We start from the raw sequence: 19,206 nt of genomic DNA, 5'->3' as shown, positions 1-19,206 counted from the left end.
CCACCGAGGAGATCGCGATGCCGGGAGGCAGGCTCACCCAGCAGGAACGCCGGCAGATCGCGTCGGGGCTGGCCGACAGCCTCCCCTACGCCGAGATCGGGCGACGCCTCGACCGTCCGACCTCGACGATCACGCGTGAGGTGATGCGCAACGGCGGCCCCGCCGCGTACCGGGCAGACCTGGCCCACCGCGCCACCGAACGCCGCGCGCACCGGCGCAGGCAGACCGCGTCCCGGGGGCCGGAGGCGCTCCCGCAGGCGCACGGGCGCGACGCGGAGGCCGTGCGCGCGTACGAGGAGGTGTTCACCACCGTCCTCATGGCCTCGGGCATGCCCACGATGCCGGCCCGGGTGATGGCCTGTCTCACCCTCACCGACACGGGCAGCCTCACCGCGTCGGAACTCGTCCAGCGCCTCCAGGTCAGCCCCGCGTCCGTCTCCAAGGCGATCGCGTTCCTCGACAGCCAGGGCATGGTCCGCCGGGAACGCGACGAACGCCGCCGCGAGCGCTACGTCGTCGACGACGACGTCTATTACCAGTCGATGATGGCCAGCGCCCGCTCCACCGCCCAGCTCGTCGGGGTAGCGCAGCAGGGCGTGGGCGTCCTCGGCTCCGGCACCCCGGCCGGCGCCCGCCTCGAGAACATCGCCCGCTTCCTCGACTTCGTCTCCGAAAGCATCGCCCGCGCCGCGGAACAGGCCCGCGAAATCCTCCACACCAAACCCAAGACGAGCCCGGACAGCACCGCCCCACCGAAAACGGACCAGGGATGACAGGCGAAGGCGAGCACCGCAAAGGCATGGACGCGCGCCGCCCACCCGGCCTACCCTCGACCCCGAGATATCTCTGACTGAGTCAACTATCGAGGCCCATCACTTGGGCCACAGGGGGTCGACGATCATGACTGTCCAGGACGTCCGTGCCTTCAACCGCTTCTACACGAACGTCATCGGGGCGCTCGACTACAGCCGCCACCTGTACGCCCCCTACACCCTCACCGAGTCCCGCGTCCTGTACGAACTCGCGCACTCCCCGCGCACGGACGCGGTCGATCTGCGTACCGAACTCTCGCTGGACGCCGGCTACTTGAGCAGGATCCTGAACAAATTCGAGCAGGACGGGCTGATCGAGCGCACGACCTCGGACCTCGACCCCCGCCGGCGGCGCATCACGCTCACGGAGAGCGGCCGGAAGACCGCCACGCTGCTCGCGGAGCGCGCGAACGAATCCGTGGGCGCGCTGCTCGCCACCGTGCCCTCCCCGGACCGGCCCCGCCTGGCGGAGGCGATGCGGACCGTCCGGGAGCTCCTCTCCGACGGTCGCCCGCCGCGCCGCGAGGACGTCGTGCTGCGCGAACCCGTCCCCGGCGACCTCGGCTGGATCATCCAGCGCAACGCGGCGCTGTACGCGGCCGAGTACGGCTTCGACGCCGACTACGAGGGGCTGGTGGCGAGGATCGTCGCCGACTACACGGAGGATCACGACCCGCGTCTGGAGCGGACGTGGATCGCCGAGTTGGACGGGCGTCCGGTGGGGTGCGTGATGTGCGTACGGGACGAGGTGCCCGGCTCCGCCCGGCTGCGGCTGCTGCTGGTCGAGCCGGACGCGCGCGGCCTCGGCATCGGCGACCGGCTCGTGGGGGCTCTGGTGGACTTCGCCCGCGACGTCGGCTACCGCGACATCGTCCTGTGGACCAACGACATCCTCGGCGCGGCCCGCCGCATCTACCAGCGCCACGGCTTCGTGCTCACCGCCGAGAAACAGCACCGGTCCTTCGGCCAGGACCTCACGGGGCAGGACTGGCGACTGGACCTGCGGGGCACGGGCGAGTGACGTCGGCGGTGGATCGACCGGCCGTGAGTGCGTGAGTGCGCGCGTGCGTGCGTGGATATCGGCTACGGCGGATCGCCGGGCCCTGGGTGGATCACGGCGACGGCGAAACCACAGGCCCGGCTGGAGTGACAACCCGTCCACCGGGCACAGGTGAGGGACGGGCGGGGCCGACACGGACCGGCCCCCGTCTGGACCAGAGCAGATCCGCGAGTGACAGTAGGAATATGAAACTGGCGTTCTCCACCCTCGGCGTTCCCGGCCTCCCGCTCCCCGACGTCCTGCGCCTTGCGACGAAGCACGGCTATCACGGCGTCGAACTGCGCGCGCATCCGGAGGAGCCGGTGCACCCCGGCCTCGACCTCACCCAACGCGCCGACGCGGCAGCCCAGTTCAAGGCCGCGGGGGTGGCGGTGCTGGGCCTCGCCGGATACGCGCGGGTGGCCGCGCCGGGCGACGACGAGCCCGTGATCGAGGAGATCCGCCGGCTGCTCGACCTCGCCCGCGACCTCGGCGCGCCCTACGTCCGGGTGTTCCCCGGCGGCGGCACCGAGCAGAGCCGGGAGGAGGCCGACGCGACCGCCGCCCGTCGGCTCGGCACGGCCGCGGAGTACGCCGCCGACCTCGACGTACGCATCCTCCTCGAAACCCATGACTCGCACCGCACCGGCGCCGACGCGATCCGCGTCCTCGGCCCGGTCGGCCACCGCCAGGTCGGCTCGCTGTGGGACGTCATGCACACCTGGCTGGGCGGCGAACAGCCCTCGGAGACGTACGCGGCCCTCGCCCCGCACCTCGGATACGTCCAGGTCAAGGACATCGCCTCGGCGGACGACACGACCCCGCTGGCGCTCGGCAAGGGCGTGCTCCCGCTCGCCGAGTGCGTGGAGGTCCTCTCCCGGCACGGCTGGGACGGCTGGCTGTGCTGGGAGTACGAGAAGCGGTGGTACGAGGCCGCGGCGCCGCTGCCCGACCTGCTGGAGGCCGGTCGGGAGCACCTGGCCCGACTGCTCAACGACTCGGCCTGATCCTGGCCCGTTCTCCTACGCGCGCGCCGGATACCGCGCTACGCGCTCCTCCAGCCGGGTCCGGCAGTGCGGCCATTCCTCCGCCGTGATCGAGAACATCGCGGAGTCACGCAGCCGTCCGTGCTCCCCCGGTGCCCGGGAGCCGGACCAGTTCCGCAGCACGCCCTCGAAGCGTGCCCCGACGCTCTGGATCGCCGCCCGGGAGCGCGCGTTGCGGGCGTCGGTCTTCAGGTCGACCCGGGACAGGCCCCACTGCTCGAAGGCGTGCCGGAACAGGAGGAGTTTCGCCTCGGCGTTCAGGCCGGTGCCCTGGACGGAGGCGGCGAGCCAGGTGGAGCCGACCTCCACGGCGTCGAGGTGGTCGTCGGACAGCCAGCAGCGCGGTTCCAGGTAGGCGGTGGTGCCGACCGCCCGGCCGGTGGCCGTCGAGATCTGCGCGTAGGGGGCCAGCCACCCGGTCGCCGCGCGGGCGAGCTGTGCGTCGATGTACTCCCCGACCTCGTCGGCCCTCGGCACCGTGGTGTACGCGTAGCTGCCCCGGTCCTCCTCGGCCGCCACCGCCAGCCCGGCCGCGTGCCGCCGCTCCAACGGCTCCAGACGCACCGACGTGCCCTCCAGAACCGGTCCCTCCAGCTTGAAGGTCACTTCTCGCCGCCTCTCACCATCGCGCGCGCAGCGCCCCGAACTCCTCGTGGAAACCCGGGAAAGTCTCGCGTACACGTCCAGGGGCGTCGAACGAGATTCCCGAGCAAGTGACCCGAAGCCCCGAAGCGGTCTGCGCACGCGCCCCTTCGAACCCATCGGCCCCTGGCGCACCGACTTCCGGGGAATCCGGCCCGAGCCGGGAACCCCGTCCCCGTCCCGCTCGTCCAATCCGCAAGCTGTCGGAGAGTCACCGCGGTGCGGTGTCGGCCTCGCTGCTGGCTGCGAACGCTGACCCACCCTCTCCGCCGTACCGCGGCCGACAGCACACCGCCATCGGCGCGCCCCCTCCAACAGCGCCGATGGCGGCCCTTCGCCGAGTCCCGCGCGCTCCCTTGACTGGCAGAAACTTCCCGGATATTCGTGACTCCTCGGAAGTTTCCTTCACGAGGGAAGGAGTGCACGTGCGCGACTCCCGCACAGCAGGCACAGGAACCTCAGGAAGCCCGGAAAGTACACGAGGCACGGGAAGCACCGCCCAGCCGTCCAGACGTACCCTCCTCACCGCCACCGCGGCCGCCACCGCCGCGTTGAGCGCCGGTACCGCCGCCGCCCACGCGGCCACCCCCGACGACCGGAAGCTCCGCGCCCTCCTCTCCCGCATGACGCTGGAGGAGAAGGTCGGGCAGCTCTTCGTGACGCGGGTCTACGGCCACTCGGCCACCACCCCGGACCAGGCGGACATCGACGCCAACCTCAAGGAACTCGGGGTCCGCACGGCCGCCGAGCTGATCGCGAAGTACCGGGTCGGCGGAGTCATCTACTTCACCTGGGCGCACAACACCCGGGATCCGCACCAGATCGCCGCCCTGTCCAACGGGATCCAGCAGGTCTCCCTGGAGCAGCCGCGCGGCCTGCCCGTGCTCATCTCCACCGACCAGGAACACGGCATCGTCTGCCGGGTCGGCGCGCCGGCCACCCTGTTCCCCGGTGCCATGGCCCTCGGCGCCGGCCGGTCGAGGTCCGACGCCCGTACCCTCGGCCGGATCGCCGGACAGGAGCTGCGCGCGCTCGGCATCCGGCAGAACTACTCCCCCGTGGCCGACGTGAACGTGAACCCGGCCAACCCGGTCATCGGCGTACGGTCCTTCGGTGCCGAACCGGACGCGGTGGCCGCTCTGGTAGCCGCCGAGGTCGCCGGTTACCAGGGCGCGAGGGTCGCCGCGACCGCCAAGCACTTCCCCGGACACGGCGACACCGCCGTCGACAGCCACTACGGCTTCCCGGTCATCACGCACAGCCGGGAGCTGTGGCAGAAGCTGGACGCCGTCCCCTTCCGGGCGGCCGTCCGCGCCGGCATCGACTCGATCATGACCGCGCACATCCAGTTCCCGGCCCTCGACGACTCCGGCGACCCGGCCACCCTCTCCCGCCCGATCCTCACCGGCATCCTGCGCGGCGAACTCGGCTACGACGGGGTCGTGGTGACCGACTCGCTCGGCATGGAGGGCGTGCGGACCAAGTACGGCGACGACCGGGTGCCGGTGCTCGCGCTCAAAGCGGGCGTGGACCAGCTGCTCAACCCGCCCTCCCTGGACGTCGCGTGGAACGCCGTCCGGAAAGCCGTACGGGACGGAGAGCTCACCGAGGAGCGGCTGGACGCGTCGGTCCTGCGGGTGCTGCGGCTCAAGGCGGGGCTGCGGCTCTTCGAGGAGCCGTACGTCAGTCAGGCGGGGGTCGCCCGCACGGTCGGCACCCGGCCGCACCTCGTGGCGGCCGACCGGATCGCCGAGCGGACGACCACGCTGCTGGTCAACAAGGGCGCCCTGCTGCCGCTCTCCCGGCGCCGTCACCCCAGGCTGCTCGTCGTCGGCGCGGACCCCGCCTCGCCGTCGGGGACGACGGGACCGCCCACCGGCGTACTGGCCGCCGCCCTCACCGCACTGGGCTTCAAGGCCACCGCCCTGCCGACGGGCACGGCCCCCTCCGCCGCCACCATCGCCGGTGCCGTCGCGGCCGCGCGGGAGGTGGACGCGGTGGTGGTCGGGACGTACAACGTCTCCGCGAGCAGTACCCAGAAGGCGCTGGTCGAGCAGGTGGTGGCGACCGGCAGGCCGGTGGTGGCGGTCGCGATCCGCAATCCGTACGACGTGGCCCACCTGCCGTCCGTACCGGCCTTCCTGGCCGCGTACTCCTGGACCGACGTCGAACTGCGGGCGGCGGCCCGGGTGATCGCGGGACGGGTCCGACCACGCGGAAAGCTGCCGGTACCGGTGCAGCGGGCGGACGATCCGGCGCGGGTGCTGTACCCGGTCGGGTACGGGTTGTCGTACCAGACGTAGTCCGCATACGCCGCACAAGCGCCGCACGCCCCCCGAAAGGCGCAAAGCGCCCCGCATCATCTGGCGTCGCCCCGCGCGACGGGTCACGCTGGGCGGGGCGTGGGGGCGTGGGGGGATGGCGATGCGCGAACGAGGTTCCGCAGGGGTGGTGTGCGCGCTACTAGCGCTGCTCACCGCCCTGTTGACTGGATGTCAGGTATCCCGTACGGGAGGCGGCGGCCAGGACGGCCTGCTGGTGGGCGAGGCGTCGGCGGCACCGACCCGGGCCCTCGGGTACGGCGCGGTGTTCCTCGCGGTCGACGAGTGCAGCTCCTTCGGCACGACCAGCTTCCGCGAGGTCCCCTGCACCAGCGAACGGGCGGCGGCCCGGGTGGTGGCGCGGCACGACGGCACGGTGGGCGACGGTCCGGCGTGCCCGGCGACCACCGACTTCGTGCTGCACATCAGCGAGCGACGCCCGGCCTCGGACGAGGACGGCGACGGCACCGTGCCGCGGGGCTACGCCTGCATGCGCAACCTGGAACCGCCCCACCCCGGTGACCCGGGCGGCGGGGGCGGCCCCCGCACCATCGTCGGCGACTGCGTCTACGCCGTGGGCGACGGGCAGGTCCGCGAGACGGCGTGCGACGGGCGGGGCGAGAGGAAACCCCAGTACCGGGTGACGAGGGCCGTCGACCTCCGGGCGAAGTGCCCGCTGTCGACGGCCCTGTACGTCCACCTCGGCGGCGACGCCCCGGTGGGGTGCGCTCGGCCGGTCTGAGCGGCGGGACTACGGACGCAGCGTCGGCTCGCGCTCCACGTCCCGCTTGTCCAGCTTCGCGTCGAACCTCGCGAGCGGTCTGGCCGCCGACGGGTCCGCCTGGACGGACGCGGAGGCCACGCCGGCCCACTGAAGGATCCTGGCCGTGGCCAGCGCCTTCTGGTCGGGGACCAGACCTGCCACGTTGGCGCCGTGGTTGAGACCGGGGGCGGTGAAGACGTACGAGTCCTTCGCGCCCTTGCCGAGACGGAACGGCTCCGCGCCCCACGGGTCGTTCTGCCCGTAGACGAAGAGCATGTGGCGGGCGTTGTGCCGTACCCAGGTGTCCACGTCGCGCATCGCGAGCGGCTGGAACCTCATCGGGATCGAACGCGGGACGAAGTTGCGGGGCGGCTGGTAGCCGTAGCGGATGAACTTCTTCTCGATGTACGGGAAGTGGATCGTCGGCGCGCCCAGCTGGGTGCCCGCCTGGTAGTAGTACGGCGTGTACGTCTCCAGGCCCTGGTCGGCGTAGGCGGAGAACCCGGAGATCGTGTCGACGGAGTTCCAGATCTCGTCGTCGGTCGCGGTCGCCGCGTCCGCCGGGATCGAGTCGCAGTCCGACAGCAGGCTGTACTGCCAGAAGCCCCAGACGTAGTCGAGGACGACCGCCTCGTACGCCCGGTCCAGGCTGCCGATGGTGTCGAAGGTGAGGCCGTTGTCGGCCGCGTACGCCTGGTACTTCTTCTCCAGGGGCTCGCGGCGTACCAGTGCCTCGCGCTGGACCGCGTTCAGCCGGTCGCGGCACTCCTTGGTGCCGACGGTGGTGAAGAAGCGGTCGTAGGCCGAGTCCTCGTCGTTGACGACGTCGTTGGGGGCGACGTAGGCGACGACGCCGTCCATGTCACGGGGGTAGAAGCGCTCGTAGTAGGTGGCGGTCATGCCGCCCTTGGAGCCGCCCGTGGAGACCCACTTCTTGGTGTAGACGGACTTCAGCGCCGTGAAGATGCGGTGCTGGTCACTGGCTGCCTGCCAGATGTCCAGCTTGCTCCAGTCGGCCGGGGCGGGCCGGGACGGCGTGAAGAAGCGGTACTCCATGGAGACCTGGTTGCCGTCCACGATCTGGGTCGGCTCGCGGCGGCTCGGGGTCGTGGAGACGTTGTAGCCGCCGGTGTAGAACACCGTCGGGCGGGAGACGTCCTTGTGCAGCACGGTGATCCGCTGCTGGAACGTGCCCTTGGACGGGTGCCGGTGGTCGACCGGCTGGGTGTAGTTGAGGACGAAGAAGCGGTACCCGGTGTACGGCTTCTCCTCGATCAGGCTCATCCCCGGAATGGACAGCAGCCGGTCCTTGATGTCCGTGACCGTGCTGGTCCCGGTGGTGTCGTTGATCCCGGTGGCCTCCGGCTCGGCGGCGGTGGCCGCACTCGCCGTGCTCAGCGTGCCTATGAGCACCCCGAGCGCCAGCAGCCATCTGAGCGCCTTGCGCATGCACCCTCCCCTGTGAAACAGATGTCCGCCGGAAGCTAGCGGAGCAAGTGCCTTGCGCACCAGGGGAGATGGCGGGTCGGTGGGGAAAACCCTGTAGGAAACCTGTGGTTCAGCACAGAATCCAGCCGGAGCTGACCGAGCTTCGTCCCACCGCGCCCTTCACACGGACGCACCGTTGGCCGGCGTGTGTCTTCCGCGGGCCGGCGTGGCGGGTGTACTGCCCCTCGTCCACGACCGGGCGGAGGCCGCGCGCCTGCACGCTGACCATCATGTACCGCTTGCGGCCGGGGTTCTTGGCCACGGTGATCACGCAGACCCAGCCGCGCCGCTCGTAGACCCGCACCGAGCCGGTGGCGAACGTGAGCGTTTTGACCTTGCGTCCGGCGCACGACGACTCGGCGGCCTGGGCGGCCCCGGGCGCCGCGAGCGCGAGCACCGCGGACGTGGTCAGCACGGCCATGCCGAGCGCGAGGCGGCGCCGTATCGCAGCCCAGTCCACTGTCGTCCCTCCCGTACCGCGACGATGTGCGTACTGGTGTACGGACGCCGGACGTGTGTCGGATGGTTGCGCGAATGTCACCTGTTCCGGCGCGATCCGGCCATCACTGCGAGGCGCCGACCGGCTCCTCCGGCTCGGGAGCCCCCACGAAGATCCGCCACAGCTCGGCGTACCGCCCGTCCCTGGCCAGCAGTTCCTCGTGCGTGCCGTCCTCGGCGACCTGCCCGTGGTCCATGACCACCACACGGTCCGCGCGGGCCGCGGTGGTCAGGCGGTGGGCCACCACGAGTGTCGTGCGGCGGCCCGCGATCCGGTCGGTGGCCTGGTTGACCTGGGCTTCCGTCGCCAGGTCCAGGGCGGCGGTGGCCTCGTCGAGGAGGAGGATGTCCGGGTCGACGAGTTCGGCGCGGGCCAGCGCGATCAGCTGGCGCTGGCCGGCGGAGAGGTTGCGGCCGCGTTCGGCGACCTCGTGGAGGTAGCCGCCCGTGAGCTGGGCGATCATCTCGTGGGCGCCGACCGCGCGGGCCGCCGTCTCCACCTCGGCGTCGGTGGCGTCCGGACGGCCGTAGGCGATGGCGTCGCGGACCGTGCCCTGGAAGAGGTACGCCTCCTGCGGGACGACACCGAGGCGGTGCCGGTAGGAGGTGAGGTCCAGCGAGCGCAGGTCCGTGCCGTCGACGGTCACCCGGCCGCCGGTCGGGTCGTAGAAGCGGGCGACCAGCTTGACCAGGGTCGACTTGCCGGCGCCGGTCTCCCCGACGAACGCGACCGTCTGCCCGGCCGGGATGCGCAGGTCGACACCGCCGAGGGCCTCTTCCTCCTCGCCGTAGGCGAAGTGCACGTCCTCGAAGGCGATCTCGCCCCGCAGGGACAGGACGTCGAGCGGCTTCTCGGCGTTCTTGGTGGACGTGGGCTCCCGGAGCAGCTCCTGGATGCGGCCCAGCGACACCGTCGCCTGCTGGTAGCCGTCGAAGACCTGGGAGAGCTGCTGGACGGGGGCGAAGAACAGGTCGATGTAGAGCAGGTAGGCGACCAGCGCGCCCGTCGTCAGGGTCGCCGCGTCGACCCGTCCCGCGCCCGCGATCAGTACGGCGGCCGCCGCCACCGACGACAGCAGCTGCACGAACGGGAAGTAGATGGAGATCAGCCACTGGCCCCGGATCCGCGCCCGGCGGTAGCTGTCGCTGCGCTCCGCGAAGCGTCGGCTGCCGTCGTGCTCGCGGCGGAAGGCCTGCACGATCCTGAGCCCCGACACCGACTCCTGGAGGTCGGCGTTGACCACCGACACCCGCTCCCGGGCCAGTTCGTACGCCTTCACGCTGGCCCGGCGGAAGAAGAACGTGGCGACGATCAGCGGCGGCAGGGTCGAGAACACGACGAGGGCGAGCTGGACGTCGATCACCAGCAGGGCGATCATGATGCCGAAGAAGGTGACGACGGAGACGAACGCGGTGACCAGTCCGGTCTGCAGGAAGGTCGAGAGCGCGTCGACGTCGGTCGTCATCCGCGTCATGATCCGGCCGGTCAACTCCCGCTCGTAGTAGTCGAGTCCGAGCCGCTGGAGCTGGGCGAAGATCTTCAGCCGCAGGGAGTACAGGACCCGTTCGCCGGTCCGCCCCGTCATCCGGGTCTCGCCGACCTGCGCCACCCACTGGACGGACACGGCGAGCAGGGCGAAGAGGGAGGCGGCCCAGACCGCGTTCAGGGCCAGCTGGTTGACGCCGTCGTCGATGCCGTTACGGATCATCACCGGGAGCAGCAGACCCATGCCGGCGTCCACGGCGACCAGCACCAGGCTGATCAGCAGGGGCAGGCCGAAGCCGCTCAGCAGCCTGCGCAGGCCGTACGACTCCTCGGCGGCGACCGCCCGTGCCTCGTCGACGCCCGGGGTGTCGGTCGCCGGGGGCAACGCGTCGACCTGGGCGAGCAGTTCGGGAGTGGCCGGGGTACCGGCCATCGCCGCGTCCCTGGGCTCACGCGCCCCCGCCCAGAGCCGGGGCGTGATACCGCGCTCGGCGTCGAACTCGGCGTCCAGTTCGTCCCGTACGGAGGTGTCCTCCGTGGGCGCGGGGGGCGGGGCGTGGCCGGGTGAGACTCCGCCGAGTTCGTCCGGGTCGGTGAGCAGGCGGCGGTAGAGCTCGGACCGCTCCTGGAGCTCCTCGTGGGTGCCGACGTCCGCGAGCCGGCCGCCGTCGAGGACGGCGATGCGGTCGGCGAGGTTGAGGGTGGAGCGGCGGTGCGCGATCAGCAGGGTGGTCCGGCCCCGCATGACCTGCTGGAGTGCCTCGTGGATCTCGTGCTCGACGCGGGCGTCCACGGCGGAGGTGGCGTCGTCGAGGACCAGCAGGCGCGGGTCGGTGAGGATCGCGCGGGCCAGGGCGACGCGCTGTCGCTGGCCGCCGGAGAGGGTGAGGCCGTGCTCGCCGACCTTGGTGTCGTAGCCGTGCGGGAGCTCGGCGATGAAGCGGTGGGCCTGGGCGGCGCGGGCCGCCTTCTCTATCTCCTCCTGGGTCGCCTCCGGGCGGCCGTACGCGATGTTGCCGCGGACCGTGTCCGAGAAGAGGAACGAGTCCTCGGGGACCAGGCCGATCGCGGCCCGCAGGGAGTCCAGGGTGAGCTCGCGGACGTCGTGGCCGCCGATGAGGACCGCGCCGTGGGTCACGTCGTAGAAGCGCGGCAGCAGCAGGGAGACCGTGGACTTGCCGGAGCCCGAGGAGCCGACGACGGCGAGGGTCTCGCCGGCCCGGATCTCGAAGGAGAGTCCTTGCAGGACCGGGGCGGTTTCGCCAAGGGCGTCGGCGTAGCCGAAGGAGACGTCGTCGAACTCGACGGTCGCGGGCACGTCGGCGGGGAGTTCCTTGGTGCCGTCGGTCATCGAGGGCTCGGTGTCGATCAGCTCCAGGACGCGCTCGGTGCCCGCCCGGGCCTGCTGGCCGACGGTGAGCACCACGGCGAGCATGCGGACCGGGCCGACGAGCTGGGCGAGGTAGGTGGAGAAGGCGACGAACGTGCCGAGCGTGATGTGCCCGCGGACCGCCAGCCAGCCGCCGATCGCGAGCATCGCGACCTGGCCGAGCGCGGGAACGGCCTGGAGGGCGGGGGTGTACTTCGAGTTGAAGCGGATGGTGCGCAGCCGGCCCGCGAAGAGCCGCCGGCCGACCTCGCGGAGCTTGCCGGTCTCCTGGTCCTCCTGCCCGAAGCCCTTCACCACCCGTACGCCGCTCACCGCGCCGTCGACCACGCCGGCCACGGCGGCGGCCTGGGCCTGGGCGTACCAGGTGGCGGGGTGCAGCTTGCTGCGGCTGCGCCGGGCGATCCACCACAGGGCGGGGGCCACGGCCAGCGCGACCAGGGTGAGCGGCAGGGACAGCCAGGCCATGATCACCAGGGAGATCACGAAGAGCACCAGGTTCCCGATGGTCATCGGGAGCATGAAGAGCAGGCCCTGGATCAGCTGGAGGTCGCTGGTGGCCCGGCCGACGACCTGCCCGGTGGACAGCTCGTCCTGCCGGCGTCCGTCGAGCCGGGTGATCGTCCCGAACATCTCGGTACGCAGGTCGTGCTGGACGTCGAGGGCGAGACGGCCGCCGTAGTAGCGGCGGATGTAGGTGAGGACGTACACCAGGACGGCCGCGGCGATCAGGGCGCCCGCCCAGGGAGCCATGTCCCGGGTGTGGGCGCCGATCACATCGTCGATGATCACCTTGGTGGCCAGCGGGACCAGCGCCATGACGGCCATGCCGGCGAGCGAGGAGCCGAGGGCGAGGACGACGTCCCTGGGGTGCCGCCAGGCGTATCCGGCCAGCCTGCGGGCCCAGCCCTGCGTCTCGCCCTGTTGCGCTCCCTTTTGCGCTGCCACGCGGGTGCCCTCCGTTCGACCTGATCTTCCGGAAGGCACCAACGCGAAACGAGGCGGATTTCATCCCTCCGCAACAAAGCGCTCCGCTTGGTTCGGCCATTTTCGTGTGCGGGTGCGCTGTGGGTGGTCGCGCGGTTCCCCGCGCCCCTAGGGGGTGTCCGCAAAGTCCCGCCTGCCCTGCGACGCCCGGCACGCACTCTCGCCGCAGGGCCCGCCCTTCGGGCGGACGACGCGACTTTGCGGACACCCCCTAGTGGGTTACCTGCACCTGCAAGTAATAGAACCGCGTCGTCTGCACCGCGTTCTGGTTGTCGTCGCTGACCAGCAGGACCTTCAGGCGGCCCTTGTCGTGCCGGGTGACGACCATGCCCTCGATGTTGTCGAGGAGCGGGTTCGGCTGGGGCTGCTTCGCCGTGGCGCCCAGGGTCGGGCAGGCGGCGAGGTCCGCGAGCAGGGTCTTCTTGATCGGGCGTACGCCCGCCTGACCCGTCAGGTTCTCGACGCCGCTGGTGTCGGTGGCGCGGCGAGGGTCGGCCAGGTAGAGGCGGACCGTGTTGCCGACGCCGGAGGTGAAGCCGCGTTCCAGGACGAGGAGGCGGCCGTCGGGGGTGGCCTGCACCTCGGGCACGCCGAGGCCGGCGTCGACCGGGTAGGCGTACTGGGCGGCGGGCACGAAGCCCGCGCGGTGCCGCTCCCAGGTCTGGAAGCGGACGGCGCCGGAGCTGTCGCCGGACAGGGCGTACTCCATGGACGCCAGCAGGGTGTGACCGCCGGGGAGCAGCGTCAGCCCTTCGAAGGTGCCGTTGGGGACGGCCCGGCCGGCCGGGGCGACCCGGAGGGAGGCCGGGACCGGGAGACGGCCGAGGATCCGGCCGGAGCGGGAGTAGCGGCGTACGGACGGCTCGGTCTCGGAGGTGATCAGCCTCGTGCCGTCACCGTCGATCACCAGACCCTCGGAGTCGAGCGCGGTGCCCGTCTCGTCGGCGAGCGGGGTCACGGAGCGGGGCTGGAGGGTCTTCGCGTCGAGGTCGAAGAGGGAGGAGCGGTCGGAGAGGGCGGCGAGCGAGCCGTCCGTGTCCACGGCGAGCGCGGAGAGGTTGCCGACGAAGGTGCCGTCGTAGGCCGTCTTGTCGAGCGCGTCGGAGAAGCGGTCGATGGAGACGGTGGACGAACAGGCGTGGTCGTCCTGGGCGTTCGCGGGACCGGCGGCGGTCAGGCAGGTGGCCGCCGCCAGGGCCGCGGTGGTGGCGGCGAGTACGGTTCTCAGGCGCATGGAGGTCACCGTAGGGCCGGCAGGTGACCGAGGGGAGAGCGGCAGGCGTCAGGACGACGCCAGGTCCTTGTGGACGACCTTCGCGACGCCCTGGATGGTCGAGATGCCGTAGTTCATGGTGCTGTTGCCCTGGCTGAGCACCGTGATCATGTAGTCGTGGCCGCCGCCCTTGAAGGCGCCGATGCTGTGCACCCGCCAGCCGTTGCTGGCCCGCTGCAACCAGCCGTTCTTGACGGCGACCGAGACCCCGGACGGCACTCCGTACGGTGTCCCCCAGCGCTGCGACGAGATGACCTGGCTCATCAACTTGATGATGTAGGCGCGGGAGTTGTCGCTCAGGACCGCGTTGTTCGCGGTGAGGAGCTTCAGCAGCTTCTGCTCGTCGGTGACGGTGATCTGGGTCAGACCCCAGTAGCCGTTCGCGCCCGGCTTGGTCTGGGTCATCCCGGCCGCGGCGAGGAACCCCTTGATCTTCGTCAGCCCCAACTGCTTCCAGAGCTTGCTGGTCGCGGTGTTGTCCGACTTGGTGATCATGGCCTTGGCGAGCGAGGCCTCGGTGTCGGTGAGGTACCGGTTGTGCTTCTTGGCGTCCCACAGCAGCGTGGCGAGCACGGTGACCTTCACGACACTGGCCGAGTCGAAGGCGGTGGAGGCGCGCAGGGTGCAGGTGGTCTTCGTCGAGCGGTCGTAGACGCCGACCGCGATCGTGCCCTTGCGGTTCGCGAGGGCCGTGGTGATGTCCTTCTTCAACTTGTCGGCGAGGCCCGCCTTGGCGGACGTACAGCTGACGGCCGGTGTGACAGCGGCGGCGGGCGCGGCGGCGGCCACGAGGGGGATGAGGACCCCGGCGCCGACACCGGCGGCCAGCGCTCTCGTGCGAATGGATATTCCGTGAGTCATGCCCAGTTGACGCACGAGTTCGAGGGAAAGGTTGTACGCATTGGCGAACGGTTGCGCGAAGGTCGCACAAGCGTTACCGAGTCCTCCGCGCATTCACAGCAGGGCACAAGGTTCGGCACAGCGGGCACCCACCCCCGCTTCAGATCATGCCGGGGTGACCTCAGCCACCGATCCCCGCCCCCACCCCACCCTGTCCCCCGACCTGCCGCCGCCGGCCCCGCCCGGGGTGCCCCCGCAGGCGCCTCGCTGGTCGTTGCCCGCCCTGATCGCGATCCTTGTCCTGGCCGCGGCGCTCTACTCCTGGAACCTGTCCGGTTCGAGCCTGAACAGCTTCTACAGCGCGGCCGTCCTGAGCGGCACGCAGAGCTGGAAGGCGTGGTTCTTCGGCTCGTTGGACGCCGGCAACTTCCTCACCGTCGACAAGCCGCCGTTCGCGCTGATGGTCATGGGCCTGTCGTGCCGGGTCTTCGGGTACGGCACCTGGCAGATGATGGCGCCGATGGTCGCGGCCGCGCTCGGCACGATCTGGATCCTGCACGCGTCGGTGAAGCGGGTGTTCGGGCACCCGGCGGCGGCCGTCGCCGCGCTGGTCCTCGCGCTGACCCCGATCACGGTCGCCATCAACCGTGACAACAACCCCGACACGCTGCTGGTGCTGCTGATGGTCGGCGGCGCGGCGCTCGCGCTGCGGGCCGTGCGCACCGACAGGCTGCTGCCGCTGATCGGCTCCGCGGTGTGCTTCGGGCTCGCCTTCAACACCAAGATGCTCCAGGGATACATCGCGCTGCCCGCCGTCTTCGCCGTGTACGTGTTCGCCTCGCGGCTCGGCTGGCGGAAGAAGGCGGTGAACCTGGTCCTGGCCGCCGTGGCCCTGGCCGTGTCCAGCTTCTGGTGGGCGGCGGCCGTGTCCTTGGTGCCCGCCTCCTCGCGGCCGTACATCGGCGGCTCGACGGACGGCACCGCCTGGAACCTGATCATGGGCTACAACGGTCTGGGCCGGATCTTCGGCGGCGAGGGCAACGGCGGGGGCGGTGGCGGCGGAGGCGGCGGCTTCTCCGGTACGGCGGGCCTCGGGCGTCTCTTCAACGACATCCTCGGCGGCCAGATCTCCTGGCTGATCCCCTTCGCGGCGATCGCGTGCGCCGGTGGCCTGGTCCTGTGCGGCCGCGCGCCGCGCACCGACCCGACCCGGGCCGCGCTGGTCATGTGGGGCGGCTGGACCGCGCTGCACTATCTGACGTTCGCGCTGGCCGAGGGCACCATGCACCCGTACTACACGACCGCGCTGGCGCCGGGTATCGCCGCGCTGTGCGGCGGCGGGGGCGCGCTGCTGCTGCGTGCCTTCCGTGCCGACCGGCGCTGGGCGTGGGTCCTGCCCGCCGCCCTGGCGGTCACGGCGGTCTGGGCCGCGGTGCTCCTGCGCCGGGCCTCCGGCTGGAACACCTGGCTGTGGCCGACGATCGCGGTGGTCATGGCGCTGGCGATCGCGGGCCTGCTGGTCTTCCGCTCCGGTGACCGGGTGCGGCTGCTGGCGGCCTCGGTGGTCGCGGCGGTCGTCGCCGCGGTGGCGGGCCCGGCCGCGTACGCCTGGTCGGTGCCGTCCGGTTCGAGCGGCGGAGGCGGCATGGGCGGAGGGACGAATCCCACGGCCGGGCCTTCTACGGGGAGCGGCTTCGGCGGTGGTCCCGGCGGGGGTGGCGGCCGGGGCGGCTTCGGAGGCGGTGGGGTCGAGGGCGGTGGGATGCCGGGCGGCACGCGGCAGGGCGGGCAGACAGGTGGACGGTCCGGCCAGGAGGGCGGCGGGCCCGACGGTGGCCAGATGGCGCCCGGCGGCGGCAACGGCGAACTGCCGGGCGCGTCGAGCGGCGCGGGCCAGGCTCCCGGCGGTACCGGTGAGATGGGCGGTACGCCGCCGGGCGGCACCGGCGAGAACGGCGGTACGGCAGCCGAGGGCGGCACCGGTGGTCAGGCCGGCGGCATGGGCGGCGGGGGCATGGGCGGTATGGGCGGCGGCGCGAGCAGCGAGCTCGTCTCATATCTGAAGAAGCACCAGGACGGCGCCAAGTGGCTGCTGGCGGTGTCGAGTTCGCAGAGTGCCGCGCAGCTCATCCTCAGCAGTGGCGAGCCCGTCATCTCCATGTGGGGCTGGTCCGGCAGCGACAACGCGATGACCCTCGCCAAGCTCAAGGACCTGGTGAAGAAGGGCGAGTTGCACTACATCCAGGTCGGCGGCAGCGGTATGGGCGGCGGTCCCGGCGGCGGCTCCGGCGCCAGCTCCGAGGTCACCGAGTGGGTGCGGAAGCACGGGACGGCGGTGAAGGAGAGCGAGTACAGCAGCGGCTCGGCATCGCAGTCACAGTCGCAGTCACAGTCGGACTCGAAGTCCAACTCCTCCTCCCAGTCCAGCTCCTCGTCCCAGTCGAACCAGTCGACGGTCTACCGCCTGGACGCGTCGGACGTCAGCTGAGCGGCTCAGCGCCAACTCCCTCTGGCCACGCGGCCAGAGGGAGTTCCGGTGCGTCAACTCGCGTAGACAAAGAACAAATTGCCGGACCCTGTCACCTGTTGGACACGTCCACTTCATGGACAACAGCGCATGTCCATGTCACGCTCCCGATTACCCGCTCAATCAACCCGCGTAGAACGGACACTCGCGATGCCCGTCACCCCCATACGCACGCGCCGCTTCAAGCCCCTGGCGCTCGCCGTCTCCACCGTCATGATCAGCCTCGCCGCCCCCGCACTGACCGCGACCCCCGCCGCGGCCACGACAACGGCGTACGACACGACGTACTACAAGAACGCGATCGGCAAGACGGGGACGAGCCTCAAGTCCTCCCTGCACACCATCATCAGCAGCCAGACGAAGATCTCGTACTCCGCGGTCTGGAACGCCCTCAAGGCCACCGACCAGGACCCGAACAACAGCAACAACGTGATCCTGCTGTACAGCGGCGTCTCGCGCAGCAAGTCCCTCAACGGCGGCGACACCGGCGACTGGAACCGCGAGCACACCTGGGCCAAGTCCCACGGCGACTTCGGCGAGGTGACCGGTCCCGGCACCGACCTGCACCACCTGCGCCCGGCGGACGTCCAGGTGAACAGCATCCGTGGCAACAAGGACTTCGACAACGGCGGCAGCGCGGTCAGCGGCGGGGGCGGCAGCCTCACCGACTCCGACTCCTTCGAGCCGCGCGACGCGGACAAGGGCGACGTGGCCCGCATGATCCTCTACATGGCCGTGCGCTACGAGGGCGACGACAGCTTCGCCGATCTCGAACCCAACGAGAAGGTCAACAACGGCAGCGCCCCGTACATGGGCAAGCTCTCCGTGCTCAAGCAGTGGAACGACGAGGACCCGCCGAGCGCCTTCGAGGAGAAGCGCAACCAGGTCATCTACGACACGTACCAGCACAACCGCAACCCGTTCATCGACCACCCGGAGTGGGTCGAGGCGATCTGGTAGGACCCGGCGCGCCTACCGTGCCTGCCGGATCAGCTGGGCCGCACGACAGTCTCCGTGAGCCGGGAGACGGCGGCCGGATCCGGCAGGCCGCGCAGGGTGGCGACGACCTGCTCGCTCGCGAACGCGCGCTGCGCGGCGGTCGCGGCCGGGTCGAGAGCGCACTCGGCCTGTACGCGGACGTAGTTCAGGTCCGTCGCGAAGAGCATCGAGAACGAGTCCAGGCCCTTGATGACCCCGGGGCCACCGGCATCCCGGTACGCCCGGACCAGCCGCCGCGCGGAATCGGCGTGGAAGTCGTTGCCGCCGGCCCATACGTACACGGCCCGCGCGAGCTCGCGTTCCGCCGAGACGGGTCCGGCGTTGTCCCAGTCGAGGAGCACCGGACCGGCCGGACCGACCAGAACGTTCTGGGGCCGCATGTCGAGATGCGAGGTCACCAGAGAGCGCGGGTCGGACGGGGTGACGTGGCGGGCCAACTCCGCCGCCCGGGTCGCGGCGAACCGGCCCAGCTCGTCCGACCAGGGCAGGCCGGCCCGGCTGGTCTCCTGGTGCAGTTTCTCCCAGTCGGCTTCCTGGGGGCACTCCTCGTACCAGGCGTCCGGTGTCTCGGTGGTGCCCTCTCCGGCCCGGTGGAGCAGGGCCAGGGTCCGGCCGCACCAGCTCAGGATCTCCGGATCGGCGGCGTCCGCCTCGGCGCCGTCGATCCAGTCGTACAGCTTCACGTGGGACCCGCCGAGCTCTGGGGTGAGCTGGGAAACGTGTGCGCCGCCGCGGTTCGGCAGCAGCCGCGGCGAGCAGATCCCCATCCGTTCCGCGGCGTCGCGCAGGGCCGCCTCCCGGGCGACCTGTCCCTCGTCACAGCCGAACAGCAACTCCTTCACCGCCCAGGAGGAGTTGTCCCCGGCCAGCTTCCAGATCTGCCCGAGCGCGCCCCGCGTGACGGGTGTGACCGTCCATGGTCCCGCGCCCAGCGCGTAGGTGTCCGCGATGAAGTCGGCCGCGCTCTGCATACGAGTGCCTCTCTGACTGCGACGTCGGTGTCCCGGCCACCGCGCGGTCGAGCCATGGGTGGCCGAGCCATGGGTGGTCGAGCCATGGGTCGTCGAGCCAGGGTGGTCGAGCCGTGTGCGGTCCGGC

The 19,206-nt window shown here is 71.2% G+C and carries 15 protein-coding genes; 7 read left to right on the top strand and 8 right to left on the bottom strand.

Annotated elements, in window-relative coordinates; genetic code table 11:
* Positions 1-17 precede the first annotated feature (17 nt).
* The 3 genes from ACFYRY_RS08400 to ACFYRY_RS08390 all read left to right on the top strand — a co-directional run bounded on the left by ACFYRY_RS08400 (position 18) and on the right by ACFYRY_RS08390 (position 2,858).
* Positions 18-773 carry a helix-turn-helix domain-containing protein gene (locus ACFYRY_RS08400; protein ID WP_389141516.1) on the top strand — a complete coding sequence of 252 codons (756 nt, stop codon included), beginning with the start codon at positions 18-20 and terminating at the stop codon, positions 771-773.
* Between the two features lie 127 nt (positions 774-900).
* Positions 901-1,833 (top strand): GNAT family N-acetyltransferase, encoded by a 933-nt coding sequence (locus ACFYRY_RS08395; protein WP_389141514.1) that lies wholly within the window; start codon positions 901-903, stop codon positions 1,831-1,833.
* Positions 1,834-2,057: 224 nt separating this feature from the next.
* The gene (locus tag ACFYRY_RS08390; protein WP_389141512.1) at positions 2,058-2,858 is read left to right on the top strand and encodes a sugar phosphate isomerase/epimerase family protein; all 801 of its coding nucleotides are present in this window, start codon (positions 2,058-2,060) and stop codon (positions 2,856-2,858) included.
* A gap of 15 nt (positions 2,859-2,873) precedes the next feature.
* Here the strand turns inward: ACFYRY_RS08390 and ACFYRY_RS08385 are convergent, their stop codons facing one another.
* Positions 2,874-3,503 carry a GNAT family N-acetyltransferase gene (locus tag ACFYRY_RS08385; protein ID WP_389141510.1) on the bottom strand — a complete coding sequence of 210 codons (630 nt, stop codon included), beginning with the start codon at positions 3,501-3,503 and terminating at the stop codon, positions 2,874-2,876.
* Between the two features lie 392 nt (positions 3,504-3,895).
* On the opposite strand from ACFYRY_RS08385, the gene ACFYRY_RS08380 reads away from it, so the two are divergent.
* Entirely contained in the window at positions 3,896-5,842 is a 1,947-nt protein-coding gene (locus ACFYRY_RS08380; RefSeq protein ID WP_389141508.1) for a glycoside hydrolase family 3 protein, read from the top strand.
* Positions 5,843-5,963: 121 nt separating this feature from the next.
* The gene (locus tag ACFYRY_RS08375) at positions 5,964-6,602 is read left to right on the top strand and encodes a hypothetical protein (protein ID WP_389141506.1); all 639 of its coding nucleotides are present in this window, start codon (positions 5,964-5,966) and stop codon (positions 6,600-6,602) included.
* A 9-nt stretch (positions 6,603-6,611) separates the two neighbouring features.
* Here ACFYRY_RS08375 and ACFYRY_RS08370 read toward each other — a convergent pair whose 3' ends face one another.
* From ACFYRY_RS08370 to ACFYRY_RS08350, 5 genes are all read right to left on the bottom strand, one after another.
* On the bottom strand, positions 6,612-8,072 hold the full coding sequence (locus ACFYRY_RS08370) for a S28 family serine protease (RefSeq protein WP_389141504.1): 1,461 nt from the start codon (positions 8,070-8,072) through the stop codon (positions 6,612-6,614).
* A gap of 109 nt (positions 8,073-8,181) precedes the next feature.
* Positions 8,182-8,532, bottom strand: coding sequence for a hypothetical protein (locus tag ACFYRY_RS08365; RefSeq protein WP_389143656.1), 351 nt, complete (start codon positions 8,530-8,532; stop codon positions 8,182-8,184).
* 142 nt (positions 8,533-8,674) lie between these two features.
* Positions 8,675-12,430: an ABC transporter ATP-binding protein gene (locus ACFYRY_RS08360; RefSeq protein WP_389141502.1), complete on the bottom strand. Its 3,756-nt coding sequence runs from the start codon at positions 12,428-12,430 to the stop codon at positions 8,675-8,677.
* Between the two features lie 250 nt (positions 12,431-12,680).
* Entirely contained in the window at positions 12,681-13,703 is a 1,023-nt protein-coding gene (locus tag ACFYRY_RS08355; protein ID WP_389141500.1) for an esterase-like activity of phytase family protein, read from the bottom strand.
* Between the two features lie 48 nt (positions 13,704-13,751).
* Complete coding sequence (locus tag ACFYRY_RS08350; protein ID WP_389141498.1) at positions 13,752-14,603, bottom strand: serine hydrolase; 852 nt, start codon at positions 14,601-14,603, stop codon at positions 13,752-13,754.
* Positions 14,604-14,757: 154 nt separating this feature from the next.
* Here ACFYRY_RS08350 and ACFYRY_RS08345 point away from each other — a divergent pair, with 154 nt between their 5' ends.
* Entirely contained in the window at positions 14,758-17,070 is a 2,313-nt protein-coding gene (locus ACFYRY_RS08345; protein WP_389141496.1) for an ArnT family glycosyltransferase, read from the top strand.
* A 256-nt stretch (positions 17,071-17,326) separates the two neighbouring features.
* Here the strand turns inward: ACFYRY_RS08345 and ACFYRY_RS08340 are convergent, their stop codons facing one another.
* Complete coding sequence (locus ACFYRY_RS08340; protein WP_389143654.1) at positions 17,327-17,377, bottom strand: hypothetical protein; 51 nt, start codon at positions 17,375-17,377, stop codon at positions 17,327-17,329.
* 32 nt (positions 17,378-17,409) lie between these two features.
* Here ACFYRY_RS08340 and ACFYRY_RS08335 point away from each other — a divergent pair, with 32 nt between their 5' ends.
* Positions 17,410-18,069, top strand: a complete 660-nt coding sequence (locus ACFYRY_RS08335; protein ID WP_389143651.1) for an endonuclease I family protein — start codon at positions 17,410-17,412, stop codon at positions 18,067-18,069.
* Positions 18,070-18,098: 29 nt separating this feature from the next.
* Here the strand turns inward: ACFYRY_RS08335 and ACFYRY_RS08330 are convergent, their stop codons facing one another.
* A complete protein-coding gene (locus tag ACFYRY_RS08330) occupies positions 18,099-19,079 on the bottom strand; it encodes a phosphotransferase enzyme family protein (protein ID WP_389141494.1) in 981 nt (326 codons plus the stop codon).
* Positions 19,080-19,206: the final 127 nt, after the last annotated feature.

The organism is Streptomyces sp. NPDC005263 (genome assembly GCF_042872365.1).
In the GTDB taxonomy this organism is placed as follows: domain Bacteria; phylum Actinomycetota; class Actinomycetes; order Streptomycetales; family Streptomycetaceae; genus Streptomyces.
This window is presented reverse-complemented; position numbering and strand designations above follow the sequence as displayed.